25 protein-coding genes are annotated in these 19,793 nt (G+C 49.5%); 15 read left to right on the top strand and 10 right to left on the bottom strand.

All coding sequences use genetic code 11. The features are described from left to right. Positions 1–95: 95 nt before the first annotated feature. Both L0665_RS08920 and L0665_RS08925 read right to left on the bottom strand, forming a co-directional pair. On the bottom strand, positions 96–779 hold the full coding sequence (locus L0665_RS08920; RefSeq protein ID WP_274925333.1) for a small multi-drug export protein: 684 nt from the start codon (positions 777–779) through the stop codon (positions 96–98). A gap of 45 nt (positions 780–824) precedes the next feature. Next, positions 825–1,493 (bottom strand): M48 family metallopeptidase, encoded by a 669-nt coding sequence (locus L0665_RS08925; protein WP_274925334.1) that lies wholly within the window; start codon positions 1,491–1,493, stop codon positions 825–827. A gap of 143 nt (positions 1,494–1,636) precedes the next feature. Between L0665_RS08925 and L0665_RS08930 the strand changes: the two genes are divergently transcribed. After that, positions 1,637–1,849 (top strand): M24 family metallopeptidase, encoded by a 213-nt coding sequence (locus tag L0665_RS08930; RefSeq protein WP_274925335.1) that lies wholly within the window; start codon positions 1,637–1,639, stop codon positions 1,847–1,849. A gap of 7 nt (positions 1,850–1,856) precedes the next feature. Here the strand turns inward: L0665_RS08930 and L0665_RS08935 are convergent, their stop codons facing one another. From L0665_RS08935 to L0665_RS08945, 3 genes are all read right to left on the bottom strand, one after another. Continuing rightward, complete coding sequence (locus L0665_RS08935; RefSeq protein ID WP_274925336.1) at positions 1,857–2,081, bottom strand: hypothetical protein; 225 nt, start codon at positions 2,079–2,081, stop codon at positions 1,857–1,859. 325 nt (positions 2,082–2,406) lie between these two features. Then, positions 2,407–3,081, bottom strand: a complete 675-nt coding sequence (gene ribB / locus L0665_RS08940; protein WP_274925337.1) for a 3,4-dihydroxy-2-butanone-4-phosphate synthase — start codon at positions 3,079–3,081, stop codon at positions 2,407–2,409. Further along, positions 3,081–3,746, bottom strand: a complete 666-nt coding sequence (locus L0665_RS08945) for a DUF120 domain-containing protein (RefSeq protein WP_274925338.1) — start codon at positions 3,744–3,746, stop codon at positions 3,081–3,083. Before L0665_RS08945 ends, ribB begins: the two co-directional genes overlap by 1 nt. A 488-nt stretch (positions 3,747–4,234) precedes the next feature. On the opposite strand from L0665_RS08945, the gene L0665_RS08950 reads away from it, so the two are divergent. The 5 genes from L0665_RS08950 (at position 4,235) to L0665_RS08970 (ending at position 9,439) form a co-directional block, all read left to right on the top strand. After that, a complete protein-coding gene (locus tag L0665_RS08950; RefSeq protein ID WP_274925339.1) occupies positions 4,235–4,939 on the top strand; it encodes a transcriptional regulator in 705 nt (234 codons plus the stop codon). Beyond that, complete coding sequence (locus tag L0665_RS08955) at positions 4,939–5,988, top strand: hydroxymethylglutaryl-CoA synthase (protein ID WP_274925340.1); 1,050 nt, start codon at positions 4,939–4,941, stop codon at positions 5,986–5,988. Before L0665_RS08950 ends, L0665_RS08955 begins: the two co-directional genes overlap by 1 nt. Continuing rightward, positions 5,988–7,148, top strand: coding sequence for an acetyl-CoA acetyltransferase (locus L0665_RS08960; RefSeq protein ID WP_274925341.1), 1,161 nt, complete (start codon positions 5,988–5,990; stop codon positions 7,146–7,148). Before L0665_RS08955 ends, L0665_RS08960 begins: the two co-directional genes overlap by 1 nt. Before the next feature lie 5 nt (positions 7,149–7,153). Further along, entirely contained in the window at positions 7,154–7,543 is a 390-nt protein-coding gene (locus L0665_RS08965) for a Zn-ribbon domain-containing OB-fold protein (RefSeq protein WP_274925342.1), read from the top strand. 249 nt (positions 7,544–7,792) lie between these two features. Next, on the top strand, positions 7,793–9,439 hold the full coding sequence (locus L0665_RS08970) for a sensor histidine kinase (RefSeq protein ID WP_274925343.1): 1,647 nt from the start codon (positions 7,793–7,795) through the stop codon (positions 9,437–9,439). A gap of 59 nt (positions 9,440–9,498) precedes the next feature. On the opposite strand, the gene L0665_RS08975 is transcribed toward L0665_RS08970, so the two are convergent. Further along, positions 9,499–10,419 (bottom strand): class I SAM-dependent methyltransferase, encoded by a 921-nt coding sequence (locus tag L0665_RS08975; RefSeq protein ID WP_274925344.1) that lies wholly within the window; start codon positions 10,417–10,419, stop codon positions 9,499–9,501. Positions 10,420–10,464: 45 nt separating this feature from the next. Here L0665_RS08975 and hmgA point away from each other — a divergent pair, with 45 nt between their 5' ends. Continuing rightward, complete coding sequence (gene hmgA, locus L0665_RS08980; RefSeq protein ID WP_274925345.1) at positions 10,465–11,673, top strand: hydroxymethylglutaryl-CoA reductase (NADPH); 1,209 nt, start codon at positions 10,465–10,467, stop codon at positions 11,671–11,673. Between the two features lie 25 nt (positions 11,674–11,698). On the opposite strand, the gene rimI is transcribed toward hmgA, so the two are convergent. Beyond that, on the bottom strand, positions 11,699–12,160 hold the full coding sequence (gene rimI, locus L0665_RS08985) for a ribosomal protein S18-alanine N-acetyltransferase (RefSeq protein ID WP_274925346.1): 462 nt from the start codon (positions 12,158–12,160) through the stop codon (positions 11,699–11,701). 87 nt (positions 12,161–12,247) lie between these two features. Here rimI and L0665_RS08990 point away from each other — a divergent pair, with 87 nt between their 5' ends. The 7 genes from L0665_RS08990 to L0665_RS09020 all read left to right on the top strand — a co-directional run bounded on the left by L0665_RS08990 (position 12,248) and on the right by L0665_RS09020 (position 17,541). Beyond that, positions 12,248–13,510 carry a DUF1015 domain-containing protein gene (locus tag L0665_RS08990; RefSeq protein WP_274925347.1) on the top strand — a complete coding sequence of 421 codons (1,263 nt, stop codon included), beginning with the start codon at positions 12,248–12,250 and terminating at the stop codon, positions 13,508–13,510. A gap of 139 nt (positions 13,511–13,649) precedes the next feature. Beyond that, entirely contained in the window at positions 13,650–14,219 is a 570-nt protein-coding gene (locus tag L0665_RS08995) for a hypothetical protein (RefSeq protein ID WP_274925348.1), read from the top strand. Beyond that, entirely contained in the window at positions 14,207–15,307 is a 1,101-nt protein-coding gene (locus tag L0665_RS09000) for a hypothetical protein (protein ID WP_274925349.1), read from the top strand. Before L0665_RS08995 ends, L0665_RS09000 begins: the two co-directional genes overlap by 13 nt. Next, positions 15,307–15,855 (top strand): DUF7288 family protein, encoded by a 549-nt coding sequence (locus L0665_RS09005; protein WP_274925350.1) that lies wholly within the window; start codon positions 15,307–15,309, stop codon positions 15,853–15,855. The genes L0665_RS09000 and L0665_RS09005 overlap by 1 nt, the downstream gene beginning before the upstream one ends. Next, a complete protein-coding gene (locus L0665_RS09010) occupies positions 15,843–16,274 on the top strand; it encodes a hypothetical protein (RefSeq protein ID WP_274925351.1) in 432 nt (143 codons plus the stop codon). The genes L0665_RS09005 and L0665_RS09010 overlap by 13 nt, the downstream gene beginning before the upstream one ends. After that, a complete protein-coding gene (locus tag L0665_RS09015) occupies positions 16,271–16,687 on the top strand; it encodes a hypothetical protein (RefSeq protein ID WP_274925352.1) in 417 nt (138 codons plus the stop codon). Before L0665_RS09010 ends, L0665_RS09015 begins: the two co-directional genes overlap by 4 nt. A 32-nt stretch (positions 16,688–16,719) precedes the next feature. Continuing rightward, positions 16,720–17,541: a DUF7289 family protein gene (locus L0665_RS09020; RefSeq protein ID WP_274925353.1), complete on the top strand. Its 822-nt coding sequence runs from the start codon at positions 16,720–16,722 to the stop codon at positions 17,539–17,541. A 139-nt stretch (positions 17,542–17,680) separates the two neighbouring features. On the opposite strand, the gene eif1A is transcribed toward L0665_RS09020, so the two are convergent. The 3 genes from eif1A to L0665_RS09035 all read right to left on the bottom strand — a co-directional run bounded on the left by eif1A (position 17,681) and on the right by L0665_RS09035 (position 19,420). Next, complete coding sequence (gene eif1A, locus L0665_RS09025) at positions 17,681–18,007, bottom strand: translation initiation factor eIF-1A (protein WP_274925354.1); 327 nt, start codon at positions 18,005–18,007, stop codon at positions 17,681–17,683. A 326-nt stretch (positions 18,008–18,333) separates the two neighbouring features. Further along, complete coding sequence (locus tag L0665_RS09030) at positions 18,334–19,056, bottom strand: protein-L-isoaspartate(D-aspartate) O-methyltransferase (RefSeq protein WP_338036432.1); 723 nt, start codon at positions 19,054–19,056, stop codon at positions 18,334–18,336. A 106-nt stretch (positions 19,057–19,162) separates the two neighbouring features. Further along, positions 19,163–19,420 (bottom strand): DUF2769 domain-containing protein, encoded by a 258-nt coding sequence (locus L0665_RS09035; RefSeq protein WP_338036433.1) that lies wholly within the window; start codon positions 19,418–19,420, stop codon positions 19,163–19,165. A gap of 54 nt (positions 19,421–19,474) precedes the next feature. Here L0665_RS09035 and L0665_RS09040 point away from each other — a divergent pair, with 54 nt between their 5' ends. Beyond that, positions 19,475–19,696, top strand: a complete 222-nt coding sequence (locus L0665_RS09040; protein WP_274925356.1) for a hypothetical protein — start codon at positions 19,475–19,477, stop codon at positions 19,694–19,696. Positions 19,697–19,793: the final 97 nt, after the last annotated feature.

Here is a 19,793-nt window from a genome sequence, read left to right on the forward strand (position 1 = left end):
CAATACTGCTAATTGGTAGAGAAAAGTTTGTACATAATGTATTTGTGTGTTCTATTTGGGAGCATACAATGTGATACAAAAAACCCTGTCCCCTTCTATTCAGCATTATTTTCATCCACTTTTGCTCTGCCGTTTCTCTGTCTCCGTTTTGCCCAGATATAGGCCGCGATGACGGCGACAATAAGGATTCCCGCCCCGGCGATACCTGAGATTATTCCTGACTCCACCAATGAGATGATGTATCCAGCGGAGAGGGCGATTGCTGATGCTGAAAGAAGGGAACCAACGCCGACACTGATGAGGATCTTCAGGTAATCCATCCCCAGCACCCGCCCGATGATGGAGGCGGCGACCCCTCCCGATCCTTCAAAAGGAATCATCACAAAGAATGCAAGACCGACAGATGAGATGTGTTCGATGATGGGATACCGGTCAAACTGTTCGCGTCCGGTTAACATGAACCGTTCTGCCCAGTGTCCGAACCACGGTATTCTGAGGGCCAGGGGGAAGTTCCAGATGATGAAGAGGGCACCCATCAGGTCAAAGAGCATGATGGAAAATGCCGCGAGCCACCAGGGTATCCCTGCCACCACCATCAGGGGGATAACCGTCTCTTTTCCTGCAGGAGGAATGAAGTAGGCGAGAGACAGGGCAAAGAATGTCCAGAAGAGGCTGGAAGGGAGGGCGAAATAGAGTATGCAGGGATAGAGTATCAGAATCGCAAACGGAAAAACGACATAGAAAATGTGCCAGTTGTGGACGGTTGGATTCCGGCGCATCTCACTACACCACTGCAATACCCGTTTCATTTTGTTCCATCCGTTTTATTTATTCAGAGCGTTCCACCAGTGGCTGCGTTCAATCCCGATCCAGTATGTGCGCAGCTCTTCTTCTGCCTGTTTGTAGGCGGGATAGTATGCTCCGACTGCTGACCAGAATGCAGGGGAATGATTCAGTATATTGAGGTGGGTAAGCTCATGCACCACCACGTAATCCCTTAAATGTGTTGGCAGGGCATATAATTTGAGGTTGAAATTGAGGTTTCCGGCTGATGAACAGCTGCCCCAGCGGGTCTTTTGCATCCGGATGGTACAGCGACCTGGGGAGACTCCCAACTCTTCTGCATGGGCATAAACGGATTCTCTGATCAATGCCCGAAATTCATCCGTCAGATGCCACCTGAGGGCAACCGGATTCGGGGCTGTGATCACTTTTTCAGAATGGTCAGTTCGGCAGTGGCTCCCTTCACGAACGGTGTATTCAGTGCCGAGGAGGAGCATCTGGTCCGCTGCCGTCTGATGCCTTTCTGCCAGACGGTTCATCTCTGCCTGATGTGCCGTAATCCAGTCCTTCTTCTCTGCAAGAAAGGCTGTGGTATCAAATCCTTTGGGTGCTGTAATATGAACCGTCCCGTCACTTTTCACCCGCATTCGGGCATTGCGAACAGGTTTCCGGGTAATCACAACCGGATACTCGTCTGTACCATCATTCACGCAGTAAATAATTCTCCTGCTGTGTAATCAAAGGTAATGGTTTACGGACGGGGATTGAACAGGATGTCCGGTCCGGGAGAAATTGTTTCCCCGCAGACACGGGATGCACCCGCGTTGGCGGCATGTACAGCAGAGTGCAGCAGATGGCGGAAGTTGCCGCCATCATACATGGCGTTCAGTGGGCTTTGCTCGTATTTTCCTGCCTGAATTGTGCCGGAAGCAATTTGGTTGGCGGAATCTGCCGGAGCGCACCCACCCGAACCCGCATCTGCACGGGAGATGTCCCGGTGCTGTGGGGTCCCAAATTGCCGCCATATACTCTTCTCTTAAATAAGCGTCTCTCTCTTCTCTCTTAGATTTGTATCATTCGGTTGGAATGCCCAGGTTTAGTCCTGGCGGAAAGTGCCGCCATGCTGCTGCAAAGCTGCCGCCATTCCGCCAACGTCGCCCCTGCCATTGGTGGGGGGATGTCCCCCCCATCACCTTCGCTGCCATCCCCGCTGTGTGGTGCCGGTTCGAGCCAGACGACCAGACGACCAGACGGCCCGTTCCATAGCCGGTAAGTCTCCCGGTCAAAGGTGTAGACATTTTCGCGTTTCCAGACCAGGCCGTGATGATAGAGGAAAAGTCTGCGGATTGTGTGTATTGATCCGAATCAACCGACAACGGTTCAGCTTAATGCAAATACCCGATATTTCCTTACAAAACCGGGATAATTGAAACACGAATTGATGGTTTATTTGGATGATTGAATGACAAACTGGCAGATTTGGGATTTAATATCAATTTGCCAAGAATTATTAATTCACCGAGAATTGTGCGTATTTTAATGTTTATTCTACTGTGGGTGGTGGGATAGTGGGATGGATGAATGAACAAACGAACGAATGAAAAAAAGATATTTTGGAAATCTTCACGCAGACTTTCGGGCATACCAGGCTTCTTTGACTTCCTTTCCTTCAAGGAAGACAAAGCCGTGCTCGTCAGCGTACTTTCGTGCATTCTCTTTTGTGAGAGCCCGGCCAGTCGTTTCGTCAAGCATCTCGCAGATGGTGACTGCCGGTGTGACACCTGCCATCTCAGCAAGGGCAATGGAAAGTTCAGTCTGCCCTTCGCGCTGGTCAAGCAGGGTGTCTGCTGCCCTGAGGAGGGCCATGTGACCCGGAGTCCTGAACTCTGCTGCAAAGGTATCTCCGCCGCCGTTCAGCGTCCTTTTCACCTGGTCTGCCAGGCTGGTCACCGTGAGTGCCCGGTCGATATCTGTTATGCCGGTAAACGTGTCGCGGTGGTTGACCCAGAGAGAGAAGGATGAATGGTTTCTGCGGTCATAGGGAATATCTCCTTCCTGTTCTGCAAGATGCGTCGGCTGGAGAATTTCGCTTGCAAACGGAAGGCCGAAGTTCTTTGCTGCCTGTGGGTGCAGGGCAGTGCAGATGAGGCCACCTCCGTCTTTTCTCATTCGGACAATATGTTCCGGTTTGACTGCATCAGACCGGATGGCGAAATCTGTTTCTCCTTCCCTATCATCAAAGTCGAAGAGGAGAACAAATTCCCCTCTTTTGAATGCTTCCAGTCCTTTCTCTATCATTATCGTGTCACCTCAATTATTACCGCTGACCCATCCTCTGTTCCCAGCACATCGCGTAGATGTTCTGCTGAAATAAGTTCAACAATATCTTCGGGATAGTGGGTTCTCCCGGGAATAAGAATTGCACATGTATATCCGTTTATGGAACACTTCAGGGCCCGGGCTCCGCCAAATGTGCGGTCATGGTCCGTAAATCCTTCAATCTCTATCCATTCCATTGCATCGAGTTTGCGGCGTGTCTCGATCGCTGACGGACTGAGTTTTACATTAAATGTCCCGGGATACGGGGTGATGCCCAGTTTATCTGAAAACTGGCTGGCATATCCCTCAACGCTTACATAATACCGGCCTTCACCAAGGCCGCTGATGAGTTCCCCTTCCAGTATGTAATGCCTGTCATGCGTTTCAAATATACGGCGATATGCTGCATATTCAACCCTTAGATTCTCCTCACCTGTTTGTGTGACAGTAACATACTGTCCATCCCCCCGCATGGTCCGTGAGATCATATGGGTATTTTCAAGGGAGATCAATCTTCGTGAGGCGGTCTGAGGGCTTATAGAAAGTTCCTGTGCAAGGCTCTGGGAAGAGACAGACACAGCACTGGAAAGCCCTCCCAAAAGGGCGATCGCTTTCAGGCATACCAGGTCATCGGGTGCGATCATCTGATATCATTTTTGGCATACATATCATATATGGGTTGCCCTTTCGCCATATCTGCTGAGTTAATACATGGTGTCTCTTCCTGTTGCTGCAAATCCATGATTTTCCATAATTTCAGCGGTAAAAAAACAGCAATCCGGCCTTCCTGTTGTGCAGGGAGAATGAAAGGGTGGGAATGACAACAGAAGCGGGAGTGAAATCGGCAATGAAAATGAATCATCTTGCGACCACCGCATCTATGTTTTTTAATCCGGTGCCATTCCCTCTCGCTGGTATGGCAAAATATCTCTGGTTTCTGGAATCAGGATTGGTATTCTGACGTGTTTTTTCTCTGAAAATGCCCTTATACCACTATAAATCGCAGCATTATCTGGTTGAGTATCTCAAGGGTCTCTTATGCATTTGGTAAGGGTGAATGCTGCATGTGTGTCGTTGAATGACGAAGTGGCCTTCGCTAATTATATAATAAAGGCGTGCAAATAGTATATACATGAAATCCGCACTGCGGACCCGTCTTGCTGAAAAAATGGCAGGAGAAATCACGCTCTCTGCATCCCCGGGTGAGGCCCTGAAGAAGTGGCGCCTTGCATTTCGCATCGCCCCCGGAGTACTTGCGGATAAGATGGGCGTCTCTCCGTCTGTTATCTCTGATTATGAGGGTGGCAGACGTAAGAGTCCGGGTACTGCGGTTGTTGGAAAGATTGTTGACAGCATCCTGAGTATTGATGAAGCAAATGGTGGCAGACACATCAGCAAATTTGGCAAGATACTCTACAATGACTTTGACCCTGATGTCATCTATGACATGCATGATTACAACATGCCGGTTCAGCTTACACAGTTCTGCAGTGCGATTGCCTGCACGCATCTGGTGGGCTCCATGGATCAGCAGATCTACGGGTATACTGTTGTCAACTCGGAAAACGCTATTCTTAAGCTTTCAGCCAATGAATTTAATCGGATTTACGGCTGGAGTACAGAACGGGCGTTAATATTTACCAATGTATCAACCGGCAAATCGCCGATGATCGCAATCAGGGTGACACCATTCAAACCACGCTGTGTGATTCTCCAGGGGATATCCCCGAAAGAAGTGCATCCGCTTGTTCCCCGCCTCGCAGAGAGTGACCGGATTACCCTGCTGTGCACTGAAATGGATGTCAACGAGATTGTCGATATTCTGAGGGAAGAATAATGGTAGGAATAATTACATACGGCGCATACATCCCGCGCTACCGCATCAAGACCGAGGAGATTGCACGGGTATGGGGCGCAAACGGTGCTGAGATTGCCGCAGGCCTCGGTGTGAAAGAGAAGTCGGTCCCGGACCTTGACGAAGACACGATTACCATGTCTGTTGAAGCAGCACGCTATGCCCTTGCCCGCAGGGACATTTCGCGTGATGCGATAGGGGCCATCTACGTTGGTTCAGAGTCTCACCCGTATGCGGTGAAACCCAGTTCAGCAACCGTCGGTGAGGCGATTGGTGCCACACCGGTGATGACTGCAGCAGACTTCGAGTTTGCGTGTAAGGCAGGCACAGCAGGTATTCAGACCTGTATGGGCATGGTGATGTCAGGCATGATCAAATACGGATGTGCCATTGGTGCAGACACAGCACAGGGCGCACCTGGTGATGCACTTGAGTACACAGCCTCTGCAGGCGGTGCAGCAATCTTCATCGGTGAAGATGACCCGATCGCAGAGATTAACCATACCTGTTCGTTTACCACCGATACCCCTGACTTCTGGAGACGTGAAGGTCAGATATATCCAAGCCACGGTGGTCGTTTCTCTGGTGACCCGGCATACTTCAAGCATGTCCAGGGTGCTGCACACCTGATGCTGGATCAGATGGGAACAGTTCCATCGGATTATGACTATGCCATCTTCCACCAGCCAAATGCGAAGTTCCCGCGGAGGGTCTCCAAGATGCTTGGGTTCACCGCGGAGCAGATTGGTCCCGGTCTTCCGGTCCCTCGCCTCGGAAACACCTACTCAGGTGCAGTGCCTGTGGGAATCTCAGCCACCCTTGATGTGGCAAAACCCGGTGACCGTATCTTTGTCACCTCGTATGGATCAGGTGCCGGTAGTGACGCATTTGACATCACCGTAACGGATGTCATTGAGTCTGATCTGTTCAACCGGTCTGCCGCACCAACCGTGGAAGAACTTCTTGCAAACGGGAAGTATCTGGACTATGCACTGTATGCCAAACACAAAGGGAAAATAGTGATGCAGTAATGAGAGAAGTAGCAGTTGTTGGAGTCGGCCTCACCAAATTTGGCGAAAGATGGGACACATCGTTCCGGAATCTTTTCGTTGAAGCAGGCGCAAAGGCCGTTGAAGACGCAGGAATGAGTGGCGACCAGATTGACGAAATGTTTGTCGGAAACATGAGTGGTGGACGGTTTGTCCTGCAGGAACACATCGGTGCCCTCATTGCAGACCATGCCGGACTTACGAAAAACCACATCCCTGCCACCCGTGTGGAGGCAGCATGTGCATCCGGTGGCCTCGCCTTCCGGCAGGCATACACTACAGTCGCATCAGGCATCCAGGACATCGTCATTGCAGGTGGTGTCGAGAAGATGACCGATGTCGGCGGCAGTGAGACAACCGATGCACTCGCAGGCGCAGCAGACCGTGAATGGGAGGGCCTTGCCGGCGCTACTTTCCCTGGTCTCTATGCTATGATTGCAACCGACTATATGAACCGATATGGTCTTACAAGGGAACAGCTTGCAATGGTTTCTGTCAAGAACCACCGCAATGGTGTTCACAACCCTATCGCACAGTACCGAAAGGAGATCACGGTTGAAGATGTGATGAGGTCAACGCTTGTCGCAGATCCGCTGCGGCTTCTGGACTGCTCTCCGGTAACAGACGGTGCTGCCGCAGTAATTCTCTGCCCGATGGAAATGGCACGCAAATTCACCGATACACCGGTGAAGGTGCTCGCATCGTCGCAAGCCTCTGACACGATATCCCTGCACGACCGCCGGGACTTCTCGACTCTGGACGCATCGGTTGCTGCAGGCAGGCGTGCGTTCAAGCAGGCGTCTCTCACACCGAAAGACATCGGCATGGTCGAAGTGCATGACTGTTTCACTATAGCAGAACTCTGTGCCATCGAAGACCTTGGTTTCTGTGTAAAGGGAGAGGCCGGAAAACTGACCGAAGACGGCCAGACCGCAATTGGTGGTTCCATTCCGGTCAACACATCAGGCGGTCTGAAGTCATGTGGACACCCGGTTGGTGCAACGGGTATCAAGCAGGTCTGTGAGATTGTCAGTCAGCTTCGTGGAGAAGCAGTTGGCAGACAGGTCGACGCAGAGATTGGCATGACCCACAACGTTGGCGGAACGGGTGCAACAGTTGTCTGTAACATTCTGGGGGTCTGAAAATAATGTCAGTCCCACGTTACTGGAGAAAGCAGCAGAACCGGTATAACCTGAAGGGCAACCGATGCGAGACATGCGGACGGTATTTTTATCCACCGCGTGCTATCTGCCCGGAATGTCGGAGAGAAGGAAAGATTGTTGACTATGAATTTTCCGGGAATGGTACAGTGCGTACATTCTCAGTAATCCGAACGGCAAGCGACGACTATGATATGCAGACGCCATATGGTATAGCAATTATAGAACTCGAAGAAGGGACCTGCATGACAGCGCAGGTGATATGTGAACCTGATGAACTGTATATTGGCATGCCGGTGAAGCGTGTGTTCAGGAAGGTAGTCTCTGAAGGGGACAGTGGCGTTATTGTGTACGGCACAAAGTTTGTGCCTGCATAAATCACACAAAAATAGGTTTCCTCTTTTTTTCCGGTTTCACCGTTCTGTGGCAAAGATTATATTCGTCCTCTTTGTCATCTATAGTATACAATGGTCCTGTCCTCTCCTTTCTCCCCCGTGATACGAAATGGTGTGTATGTCCTCCTGCTCCTCTTCTTGCTGTGCATACCTGTTGGTGCAGCTGCACCCCCAGCCTGTGATGTACAGGAGGCCAGGCAGATTCTCATCATTCATTCATATGGGCCTGATATGGACTGGGTTGGGGCGGTAAAAGAGGGTCTTGTGCGGGTCTTTCCGGAAGATGATCCGGGTACGGTTATCTATACTGAGTATATGGACGGAAAAATAGTGTCTGACTCTCTGCATTACGAAAATCTCGCTGCAGTATACCGGCACAAATATGCATCCATATCTGTTGACCTGATCTTTGTCTCCGATGATGATGCGTATTCTTTTCTCCTTACATATGGGGATGAACTTTTTCCTGATGTTCCTGTCGTATTCTTTGGGGTAAGTGGCTATGCTCCTGCACACCGTGAAAAGATGCCCAGACTGACGGGGGTAGTCGAAGAGATGCATGTCAATCCAACGGTTGATCTGATAACAACACTGCAGCCCGGAGTACAGAACATCTATGTGGTAAATGATCCTGGCACGACCACCGGCAGACTGTTTGCTGCAGAGTTGGCAGAGAAGGCAGCAGCATATAATGGGACCCTCACTTTCAGTGCACCCGGTGAGACCCGGATGGCAGCACTCTGTCATGACCTGAAGAATCTCACTTCTGGCTCTGCCGTTCTTCTGATGGATTTTAACCGTGACAGTGACGGCCGGATTTACCGCGACAGTGAAATTGCCGGAATCATCTCTGACTGGTCACCAGTACCTGTGTATGGGATCTCTGACACTTTCATTGGCCATGGCATAATAGGGGGCGTTGTCACCGGCACTACTGACCAGGCAGAATCTGCGGCAGGGATGGGTGCAGATATCCTGAATGGGACGCTCCCAACTGATATGCCGGTTTCTGGGTCCCCAGAGGCACATGTCGTTGTCGATTATGTGGAAATGCAGGAATATGGCCTCCCGTTTTCTCTCCTGCCGGAGGGAAGTCAGGTCATAAATCAGCCGTATGAAGGGGTTGTTCTTCCTGGCTGGATCCTTCTTATAATCATTGTGGGGGCTGGTGCCCTTACTGTGGTAGTGCTGGTGCTGGTTCGTTCTAACCGGCATATTGCAAAGGCAAAACGGGATCTGGACACATCAAACCAAAAATTAAAGACGCTCTTTTCGATAACCCGGCATGATGTCAATAATCAGGTGATGGCAGCGTCAGGGTTCCTTGAAATACTAAGTGAGGATATCACAGACACTGGTGTTCAGCCCTTTATCAATTATATCAGAAAAGCTCTGAAGAATATTGAGGAACAGATTGCCTTTGCCCGTGATTATGAGAAGGCCGGTGTTTCTGACCCGGTATGGCAGAATCCCGGGGTAATTGCAAAAGAGGCGGGATCACGTCAACATGGAGTCTCTGTTGATGTGGTCCTTCCGGGAATTGAGATATTTGCCGATCCCATGCTGGAGAAGGTCTTTGCCAATCTCTTTGAGAATTCCGTCCGTCATGGAGAGCATGCAACCCGTGTGCAGGTAACAGCCAGTCTCCGCGGCGATGCACAGGTCATTGTGGTGGAGGATAACGGCGCTGGTATCCCCGATGGGAAGAAAGAACACATTTTTAAACGGGGATATGGTGCAAACACCGGGTATGGGCTCTTCCTTGCATCTGATATCCTTGCGCTGACCGGGCTTACGATCACAGAGACAGGGATATTTGGGTCAGGTGCCCGCTTTGAGATTACGGTGCCAAAGGGGCGATGGCGTACCGCCCGGTGAAAAAGGGAAATAAATTACCTGCCCGAAATATGAGAACAAAGGGGTTTTCTCCCCATCTTTCACTCTATGGTGCGGATAATATCGTAGACTGCGTGATGTTGTGCGGCGGAGTATGAGCGAACTTGGCGTTCTCCTGTGATAGTGCAGGGATACCCTTCAATCATCTCACGATATTCTCCCTCATCTTCCTGCATCGCATAGAGATGTATTGTGCCCCCTGGACGCACGAGACGGACTGCTGTTTCAAAGAAGGGAACGGGGCTCATGGGAAGATTCATAATGATACGGTCAAACGAATCCTCTGTGAGAACGTCTCCCAGATGGAGGGCATCCGCAAGCATAGGAATGACGTTATGACATCGGTTCAGTCTGATATTCTCTTCCATTAAGAGGACTGCGCCGGGATTGATGTCACCTGCAAAGACAATACCTGCCTTTTCTGCGAGTGCGATTGCAAACGGGCCAACTCCTGAGAACATATCACAGACCCGTTCTCCCTCTTTCATCAAAGATACAACCCGTTGCCGTTCATTTGCGAGGCGTGCGGAGAAGTATGCGGCTTCAAGGTCTATTTTAAACCGCATGCCATACTCCGTGCACTCTGTGGCGGTCACCGGAACTCCCGCAAGCACCCGGAATGCCCGTGTGCGGTATTCGCCTGACACAGGCGTTTCGGCATGTAATACTGTGTGAATGGAAGGGCGTGATGTGAGGAGGATCTCTGCTGCCTCTGCGTCATCGTCCTGCATGATAGCAATACCTCCCACCAAATCATGCCGTGGAAGGGGGGTGGGTTTTACATTTGTTTCGCATTCCCACCGTTCGGTTCCACGGGCGGGTTCTGTCACCGGAAAGAGCAAAAATGCCCCGTCACGGATGGGTTTGAGTGACGTGTCAAGGACGCCGTCACTGAGCAGCTGCCGTCGCATGGGTTCGCCCTCCCTCACCGGCACGCGGACGCACCATTGTTCCTGTTTCACCTGACCACCTCCATTTATTGTCTTTCTCTTCTATGTTTTATGTACATGGATGATTATATACAGCGAATACGGGATGGTTCGCTGAAACTCCACGCACTGGAGGGGGAGATGACGTCGGATGATGCGATATCCGTTCGCCGTTCCTTTATTGAAGAAGAGACCGGGGTGTCTCTCACAATACTTGGCAAGTATGCAATCACGACAGAGCGCGTCACAAAGCGCAACTGTGAGAATATGATTGGGGCTGTTCAGGTGCCAGTCGGTGTGGCAGGTCCCCTGAGAGTTAAAGGTGAGTATGCCGATGCGGCATATTACCTGCCCCTTGCGACAACCGAAGGTGCTCTCATTGCCTCAGTGAACCGCGGGTGTCGTGCCATTACAAAGGCAGGCGGTGCTGAGGTGCGCATCCATCGTGACGGGATGACACGGGCACCGGTATTCGCCTGCGGCAGTGTGCCGCATGCGGTTGAAGCGGCTCGCTGGGTTGAGGGACATTTCGACGCTCTTGCAGAGGCGGCTGCCACTACCACATCACACGGCCGTCTGGAACGAATTACCACTCACATCGCCGGCACCAGTCTGTATGTGAGATTTGAATTTTTCACCGGCGATGCGATGGGGATGAATATGGTCACAATCGGGAGTGAGAAGGCAGCAGAAGTCATTGTGGCAGAGACTGGTGTTCGCCTGGTTGCCCTCTCCGGAAACCTCTGCACGGACAAGAAACCCTCCGCAGCAAATGTGGTGATGGGCAGGGGGAAGACTGTGGCAGCAGGTGTTTTCCTCTCAGATGCGATGGTAAAAGAGATACTTAAGGCCGATACTGCATCCCTCACTGAGGTCAATACCCGGAAAAATCTGGTTGGGTCTGCCCGGGCGGGCTCTCTCGGGTTCAATGCCCATGCGGCAAATGTCATCGCAGCAGTTTTTCTCGCATGCGGGCAGGATCCGGCACATGTTGTTGAGGGCAGCAATGCCATTACAACTGTTGATCCGGTGGAAGGCGGGGTTTATGTCTCGGTAACGCTCCCCTCTCTTCAGGTAGGAACAGTGGGCGGTGGCACTGCAATTGAGACACAGCAGGCGTGTCTGAAGATGCTTGGTGTTGCGGGAGGCGGAGAACCGGCCGGTGCAAATGCCCGGGCTTTTGCAGAGATTATTGCAGCGGGTGTGCTTGCGGGCGAACTCTCCCTTCTTGGGGCCCTTGCGGCAGGTCATCTTGCACGGGCGCACAAGAAGCTTGGGCGTGGATAATCAAATATTTTCGATTTTTTTAATTTTAGGTAAACCAACGCATCATCAGGAGAGCATCTTCACCATTGCTGTAGTAGTTGTCTACCATGAAGACCTGTGCATATCTGTTTTTTTGGTAAAAACGTTGTGCGTTAAGGTTTGAGACACGCACTTCAAGCTGGACTGCCCCCGCCCCGAGAATCATGCATTCAAATTCAATGCGGTGCAGCAGGTTACCACCAGCTCCCTGTCCCTGGGAGGCTGTATGAACCGCGATATTCATGATGTGACCGTAGATAGCATCTCCTGTGTCCTCCATCCCTGCTGAGACAAAGCCGATAATTTCATTGCCGTTTTCTGCGACAAAGAAAAGGCCGGGAAACAGGTGAAGTGCGTCCCGGAATGCAGATTCATCCCATGGGTCCGGGAAAAGTTCGTGTTCGATTGCGCAGATGCCTGGCAGGTCAGCCTGTCGGGCCCGGCGAATCTGGATGTTAGTATTCTGCATTCACTATGTACTCCATTGCGGATACTCATATTTAATCTGAAGATCAATAAATAACGCACCCGAACCGTACAGGCAGGTATTTTCATTATGGTCCAGATATTTAGTTTCAGGGCGTTTCGCCCACCGACAGCAGAGGCACAGCAGATAGCCTCTGTCCCGTATGATGTGGTATCAACCGAGGAATCGCGCGCACTCCTTGCAGAGAATCCGCAGAGCTTTCTTCAGGTCATCCGGTCAGAAGCAACGCTTCCCACAGATACAGACCCCGCAGCACCGGTGGTTTATGAAACCGCAGCAGCAAATCTTCAAAAATTAATCGAAGACGGCCTTCTCATGCAGGATGCAGAGCCGGGTATCTATCTTTATCGTGTCAAGCAGGGTGGGAATCTCTACACCGGGTTTGTTGCAAATGTCAGTGTGGATGATTACCGGGATAATAATATTAAACGCCATGAGCATACCCGGTACGAGAAAGAAGAGGACCGGACCCGTCACATCGACACAACAGATATGCACACGGGCCTTGTGGTGCTCCTGTACCGTGACCCCGGGGAAATATTCCCCTACGTTTCCTCTCTTATTGCAGAGGGTGTACCCGACGGCGTTGTAAAGAGCGGTGCCGGTGATGTCCACGAAGTATTTCGCATTGCTGATCCAGAAGCAATTGGGACTCTGCAGGAAATGTTTGCAGGCGTTGATGCTCTCTACATCGCAGATGGGCATCACCGTGCCAAATCATCGGTCAACGTAGCAGATAAGCGCACAGCAGAAGGACGCCTCACACCTGAATCCGAACGGTTCATGGCAATTATTCTGGCCGAAAACCGTGTGAAGATCCATGGTTACAGCAGGCTCTTGCGGGATATCGGGGACTACACTCCTGAAACGTTCCTGGCAGGGCTCTCTGAGACCTTTTCCGTGAAGCCATATGGTGATATTGAGGACACCGTATTCTGCATCCCACCGCTCGCTGAGTCTGCGGTGCCTGTTCATGTGGCGCACATGTATATGGATGGTGTATGGTACGAACTCTCATGCCCTGTGGACGCTGCAGCAGACCGGATTGCTTCACTTGATGTATCTGTTCTTCAGAAGACTGTTCTTGAAGGCATGTTAGGTATCACCGATCCCCGTGGTGACCCGCGCCTGCAGTATCTGGGCGGTGCCCGGCCACTCTGTGATCTGCAGAACCGCGTAGATTCGGGTGAATTTGCTGTTGCATTCTCCATGCAACCTGTTCATGTGGATGACGTGTTGGGAATAGCAGACGAGGGTGGTGTGATGCCACCGAAATCAACATGGTTTGAGCCAAAAGTGCTCAGTGGTCTTGTTCTTCATTCACTCAAATAATCTTATTTTTAACCAATTGTCCTGAATTAGCCTTTTAATTTAAATTCAGAGCCAATTCGAAAAGGTTTTGAATGGCTGGAAGTCATATGAATGTTTATTAGCCGGTATTGCGTAATATTCACTACGGAAGGCTTTCTGTATGAGTGAATATGGGGGGGGGATTCTCCTGCTGCTCGTGGCTTTGGCATTCTGCTCTGGGTGTGTAGGGGATGACTCGATATTTTCGGGGGGGCATTCTCAATCATTTGGTTTGGAAATTCCCGATGAGCGGAGCACAGGGGTGACCCTTGATGAAGCTCTGGCTGACCTCGGTGTCAGTCAGAATGAAGAGATGATCTCGTTTCATAACCAGTCGTTTCTTGCAGTGCGGGGCATACAGATGGATGGGGGCGGGCGTGCCTCATCCTGGGCTCTCTTTGCACGACCGGAAAATGAGACGAGAACAGTAGTTCTTATCTATACTGAACGGGGCTGGAGTGAGTATGACTGGGAACAGGGTATTGATTATGTGCCTTTTGACCCCGCAGTCATCCTCTCTCCTGATGAACTATTCCGTCTTCACGAAGAGAAGTTATCAGGGTATTTCAGTTCGAATGAGACTGAGGCGGACCTCTTTCTTGGTAATGGTACCTATGTGACTACGATATACGGGCCGGATTTATTTGAGACATTCCGGTTTGAAGCAATTACAGGGGAGTGGATGCGATAAAGCGATTAAAAAATGAGGATGCTATCCTTTCTGTCGATTTTCTCGCCGGATTTACGATATTTATACTGTCACTTATCATGGTCATATCACTTGTGCCGGGGGTTCTTGCAGGTATCCAGAGTAATAATATTGACTATGATGCCGTAGCATACCGGACGTCGGTGATTCTGGTTGAGGACCCGGGGGCACCTTCCAATCCGTCGTGGAATCTGATGGGGGAATATGATATGCAGCACAAGGATGAGATCCAGCGACTGGGTCTTGCGGTCTCCAAGGATACTCCCAATATTCTTTCACGGGCAAAGGTTGACAAATTCTTTAATCGCACTCCTGACTTTACATTCTCTGCTGAGGATTTCCGTGAGAAAGTCATCTTTGGTGACCTCACCTATCTCTACAATATCTCCCTGAGACTGGATACAGAAAGTGAGTCATATTACGCAGAAGGTGGGGACTCCGTGCCGACCTTCCAGTATGGGTATATGCGGCGCCTTGTCAAGGTGAAGGAACCCTCTGTTGCGGATATAAATTTCGCCAGCTATGCGTATACCGGGAGCGTTGAGAATGTGAGTGTTCTGTCCAGGAATTTTTCGGTGAAGATCCCGTATGAAGATCTCATAAACCGATCTGTGAACCCTGCATATCGCATTGATCCACAGTCCGAGCATCTCACGATTGTTCTCTCAAATATGTATTCTCACCTGAATACAACAACAGACAATGTTACAATGAATTTTGATGGTATTGGACTCTATAAGCAACTGGATGATGGCAGCACGATTCTCATCCCTGGTCTGTACCCATATGACAATGATACCTATTCATTGAAGGTTGACGGGACATCGGTTCCCGCAGACTCCCCGAAGTTAGTCGACAACAGTTCGGTGATTAGGATGGAGCTATACCCGCCGTTGCCGTTCTCAAATGAGATCACCAGCTCCCTGAACGTGAAATTTTCATTCTCCTATGCGTATGCAGACAATCCCGCAGTACATAAGTATCTGAGCGGGACCCACCAGTATGACTATACCACAAATGTGACACAGCCAAAACTTGTTGACGGCGTGATGGAGGTGACAATATGGTGATGAATGACGAGGGGCAGCTCTACACGATTGAGGGCATCACTGCAGGAGTGATCATGCTCGTGACGGCGTTCACGATATTTAATTCCGGCATTGTCTATACGCCGGGGGATGCCCATATCTCGGATATGCAGATTCAGCAGCTGGGATATGATGCCCTGCTGATGATGGATACGCCGGATGAATCGGTTTCTCTTAGTCAAAGTTCACTTGCAGAGATGATCCAAAGCAATGATGGTGGGGGATTCAAAACACAATTTAATGAGTATCTGAGATTGCATACTGGTACCACTAAAGTTTTGGACAGTTTGGAATTCAATGCAACCATCTTTAACAGGGTAACAAATGGTGGTGCTGAAACTATCCATTCATATCACTTCAGCAATTCTACGATGAGTGAAGTGAGTTTGTTGACCCGTGAACCTGCCATCAGTGTGACCCGCTATGTCTGGCTTTCGGATGCAAACTACCTGAATACTCACCTTGGGGCTGACGAGTATGACAACGATGCACAACTTGTCCTTCTGGAGGTGCTCATATGGAGACGCTGAATGATGAAGGACAGTGGATTGTGATGATGGGTTTTCTCGTGGCAATTGGCATGTTCATGCTCGCCATCATCGTCAGTCAGGCGCCGCTTGTCGGGCAGACGACCGCTGAGTCTGTGATGGAGTTCCCCAAAAATGAGGTGCAGGACCTTCGGGGGAAACTGGTCTCGATGGGGAGTACATTGTCTGATGACTCTGCCAGTGTCACTCTCCAGGGTCGTTTCAGTGGAGATATAGCTCTGCTCTCGATGTCACGCAATAATGCGATTGCGACCTATTCTATTGATGGGTCAAACTGGAAAAAAAATGGAACATATGAGGACATTTTCTATACCTATCACCAGATTCATATCCATTACAATAATGGCATCACTGAATACACTGAGGATCTGCTGCTTTCGCAGAGGAATGAGGATACATGAAGAGAATCTACAGAAAACTGGATGATGATGGCGTCTCAATGACGACAGAATATCTTTCAATAACTTCTCTTCTGGTCGTTATGTTTGTCATCTTGATGTTTGTTGTGAACGCAGGCCTGATTGAAGGTCCGGCTAATACATTGAAATATCACTCATATGTGGATATCGGAAATGGTGTGAGTGTTCGCATGGTTGACCTGTATGCCATTGCACCAGGAGATGGGACTATTGAGTCCCGTTTTGATCTCCCGGATGAGGTGGCAGGGGAAGATTATGAGGTTATTCTGGAAGGGTATGAAGAGAGCCAGTATATTCGGGTAACCGACGGGTCGATCTTTGCAGAAGTGGCCATATCGGGTATTGGTGCCAGCAGGGGGTCACTGGCAACACTACCGGCAGTGGAAATAATCTGATATCCTATAACTCCTCAGGGGTGTGAATTTTGATGAAAACATGTATACGGAAAGATGAATCTGGGGTATCTGAAGCCATTGGTTTTATCCTGATATTTACGATTGTGATTCTGGGAATCTCAATTGTTACACTCTATGGATACCCCGTGCTTGCAGATGCAAAAATCAATTCAGATGAGAAGATAATGGAGCAGAATATGATTGTCCTCCAGAATGATATCAAGATTCTGACCCGGAACAATGTGCCATACCGCGACACAACAATCGGTGTTTCGGGTGGCAGCGTATTTGTGACCAACTCAACTGCGTCGGAGAACGGGGGTGGCGAGCATTTCAATCTCAACTATTATGATGGTACAAATTGGATCACTACTCCATATTATCCGGGATCGTTGGAATTTGTCTCTGACCAAGGTACTGCGGTTATTTCGGTAGCCAATGGTGCGGTTATCAAACGCCAGCAGGATCTGGATGGGTCTTCCATGGTCTCTGATCCCCGCTGGTTTTATGATGAGGATGAAGATACACTTGTCTTATTTATGACTAATTTATCCTCATCACAAGAGATGACGCTGGGTGGCATCGGGACTATCCAGATGGCGATGCTTGGTGCACCGGAAATCCATGACTTCAGTTATACCACCGGCACGCGTGAAGTAAAAATAGAGTATTTCCCTGACTTGGCTGATGACTATTCCCGTGCATGGGAAAACTACCTGACCGGTCCCTATATTGTGGATAGTGGATTCCTGATGGATGCACCTACTGGAAATCCGGGTGATCCAGACATATACCGGCTGAATGTGACTCGCTTAGTAATAAAAGAGTACAATGTTGAAATCCTGGGAATCTAATCCCGAAACCCTTTTTATAGAATTTTTTGAAAGATACGTATTGCAATGCCGCCGGCTCCGCTGCTACGGTTGGGTGTGATACGTTTTTTGGGAAAAAATATGTGGTTAAATTCAGGAAATTTATCCTGAATTAAGATTATCAGAGATATTTATTACGCTGCAACCACTCACGTTGCGGGCGGGTATAACGGTATATGATATCAGCCTTCTCGTCCTGGAATGACCATGGCACTACGATTAATACGTCCCCCTCACGAATCCAGACCCGCTTTTTAATCTTCCCTTTAATCCGCCCCGTTCGTGTTATTCCATCAAAGCAGCGTACCCTGATATGGTTTGCACCGAGCATGAGATCTGCTTCTGCAAAAATCTCCCGGTTCCTTTTATTGGGTAGTTTCACCCGTACAATTGCCGGCGGTGCGGTTTGTGTATTTTTTTTCCTGTTTTGGTTTGCCAGAAGACTCACTCCTTTTATATATATGTGTCCTCTTCGGATAAAAAGGTCATCCATGATGGTAATTCCAGAACAATTTGTGAGTTTTGCCGGGTTTTTCTGCAATTTGTGGCCAAATATCTGATTTTTGCCGGACATTTTGCAGCAGAAACCACTTCCCTCTCCTGTATCTTTATCAGATTATTGAGTTTTCCTCTTTTCCGGTGCGGTTCATTCTCTTTGCAGGGCTTCAAATGAGAATTTAGTAATAGTAATCCCCGCGCGGAAATGGTGGTGAAAAACCTGAGGGGTATTCCCTTTTGATTCCTCATAATTTGGATGTCATCCCTTCCTTATGATTACTGTTCTGACCATCCTTCTGCACCGATAAGGGGTACAAACCGGACTCCCCCATGATGTGAAATCGTTAATTTGGTACCTGTTTTGTGGACACAGGTTAGTACCTGCATATCCCTGTCTCCAATTGGGAGCACCATTGTCCCTCCGTCAGCCAGAAGGGCCGTCAATGAGGGAGGGACATCCGGTGCTGCGGCGGTGGTGATTATTCCATCAAACGGCCCTTCGTTTTCAGAAAATGAAGTGCCGTCCCCGGTGATGATGGTAATTCCTTCCACACCTGCCCTTTTTAGGTTCTCATGTGCGAGTTTTGCCAGTTCAGGAATTCGTTCAACAGATGTGACCCTGCATCCGATCTGAGCGAGGATTGCTGCCTGATATCCTGACCCGGTTCCAACTTCGAGAACCCGGTACCCGTGTTTTGGTTCAATCAGAGCCGTCATCAGTCCTACGATATAGGGCTGTGAGATGGTTGCTCCATATCCTATGGGAAGCGGGCAGTCGTCATAGGCGTCATTTTGGAAATTTTTTGGGACAAAAAGATGACGGGGAACGCGGCGCATGGCGTCAAGAACTGCAGTGTCGGAAATTCCCCTGGATGCAATCTGCCGTTCAACCATATGTTTGCGCAGAGCAGTATACAATATGTCCTCTTCCATCTGCATTTCAATCCATCCTGAACCGGTGTGTATCTTCCGCAGGCATCTGGTTCGCATGGCATCCATGTTTTTATTCCGGACTTCCCGGGCGATGCAGGAATATGATACTCCGGCATTCCGTCGATTCCCCGGACTATGCCATCCATCTGGTGCGGTAAATACTGCCGGTTATTCACTCTTCTTTTGGTGGATGCAGGCAGAACCATCCGCCTGTAAGGCCATATTTTTTAAATACTTCACATTCCGGACAGTTACAACCCTTGTTTACGCAGTCTGTCTTTTTTGTCGGACCACGTGCACAGAAGAGTGCATGTGGTTCAACGTCCATCAGCTTGTTCTCCTGGAATGTTGGGCAGGGCCCGCAAAATCGTTTACAGATTTCCAGATTTTCTGGTGTGTCTGGTACTTTCATATTAATCCCCCTTTCCATTCAGCGAATGGATACCCTTAGTCCCTTGTTATAGTATTAAAATGATCGATGTTCATGATCTATCGGATATTCATGTGTGTTGGTAGCATCCTGCATGGGAATGATTGGTTTGGATGGGGAATGGATGAATTTGGCTTTAAAACGGTTGAATGTCCTGTTGAATATCCGAATCACTCTATTCTCCTGAGCTGGAAGGGTGAATGGAATCTAATATTTCCTCTGGAAAGGTTTGGCGATATAGTCTTCCAGCAGAGGGTATATACTCCTTATACATAATTTTGAGAATCAGAAAAATCACGTGGGACAGCATGAACTGAATGGCATACATTCGCATTTTTTCGTTCAATGCATGTATGGCTAACATCAGCCATGT

The sequence above is a fragment of the Methanogenium marinum genome (assembly GCF_028912405.1).
Taxonomy (GTDB): Archaea; Halobacteriota; Methanomicrobia; order Methanomicrobiales; family Methanomicrobiaceae; genus Methanogenium; species Methanogenium marinum.

Coding starts and splice junctions, on each gene's coding strand:
- L0665_RS08920 (WP_274925333.1), bottom strand. CDS start 779: ATGCGCCGGAATCCAACCGTCCACAACTGGCACATTTTCTATGTCGTT.
- L0665_RS08930 (WP_274925335.1), top strand. CDS start 1,637: ATGGCGGAAGTTGCCGCCATCATACATGGCGTTCAGTGGGCTTTGCTC.
- L0665_RS08935 (WP_274925336.1), bottom strand. CDS start 2,081: ATGTCTACACCTTTGACCGGGAGACTTACCGGCTATGGAACGGGCCGT.
- ribB (WP_274925337.1), bottom strand. CDS start 3,081: ATGATAGAGAAAGGACTGGAAGCATTCAAAAGAGGGGAATTTGTTCTC.
- L0665_RS08945 (WP_274925338.1), bottom strand. CDS start 3,746: ATGATCGCACCCGATGACCTGGTATGCCTGAAAGCGATCGCCCTTTTG.
- L0665_RS08950 (WP_274925339.1), top strand. CDS start 4,235: ATGAAATCCGCACTGCGGACCCGTCTTGCTGAAAAAATGGCAGGAGAA.
- L0665_RS08955 (WP_274925340.1), top strand. CDS start 4,939: ATGGTAGGAATAATTACATACGGCGCATACATCCCGCGCTACCGCATC.
- L0665_RS08960 (WP_274925341.1), top strand. CDS start 5,988: ATGAGAGAAGTAGCAGTTGTTGGAGTCGGCCTCACCAAATTTGGCGAA.
- L0665_RS08965 (WP_274925342.1), top strand. CDS start 7,154: ATGTCAGTCCCACGTTACTGGAGAAAGCAGCAGAACCGGTATAACCTG.
- L0665_RS08970 (WP_274925343.1), top strand. CDS start 7,793: ATGGACTGGGTTGGGGCGGTAAAAGAGGGTCTTGTGCGGGTCTTTCCG.
- hmgA (WP_274925345.1), top strand. CDS start 10,465: ATGGATGATTATATACAGCGAATACGGGATGGTTCGCTGAAACTCCAC.
- rimI (WP_274925346.1), bottom strand. CDS start 12,160: ATGCAGAATACTAACATCCAGATTCGCCGGGCCCGACAGGCTGACCTG.
- L0665_RS08990 (WP_274925347.1), top strand. CDS start 12,248: ATGGTCCAGATATTTAGTTTCAGGGCGTTTCGCCCACCGACAGCAGAG.
- L0665_RS08995 (WP_274925348.1), top strand. CDS start 13,650: ATGAGTGAATATGGGGGGGGGATTCTCCTGCTGCTCGTGGCTTTGGCA.
- L0665_RS09005 (WP_274925350.1), top strand. CDS start 15,307: ATGAATGACGAGGGGCAGCTCTACACGATTGAGGGCATCACTGCAGGA.
- L0665_RS09010 (WP_274925351.1), top strand. CDS start 15,843: ATGGAGACGCTGAATGATGAAGGACAGTGGATTGTGATGATGGGTTTT.
- L0665_RS09015 (WP_274925352.1), top strand. CDS start 16,271: ATGAAGAGAATCTACAGAAAACTGGATGATGATGGCGTCTCAATGACG.
- L0665_RS09020 (WP_274925353.1), top strand. CDS start 16,720: ATGAAAACATGTATACGGAAAGATGAATCTGGGGTATCTGAAGCCATT.
- L0665_RS09030 (WP_338036432.1), bottom strand. CDS start 19,056: ATGGATGCCATGCGAACCAGATGCCTGCGGAAGATACACACCGGTTCA.
- L0665_RS09035 (WP_338036433.1), bottom strand. CDS start 19,420: ATGGAAAGGGGGATTAATATGAAAGTACCAGACACACCAGAAAATCTG.
- L0665_RS09040 (WP_274925356.1), top strand. CDS start 19,475: ATGATCTATCGGATATTCATGTGTGTTGGTAGCATCCTGCATGGGAAT.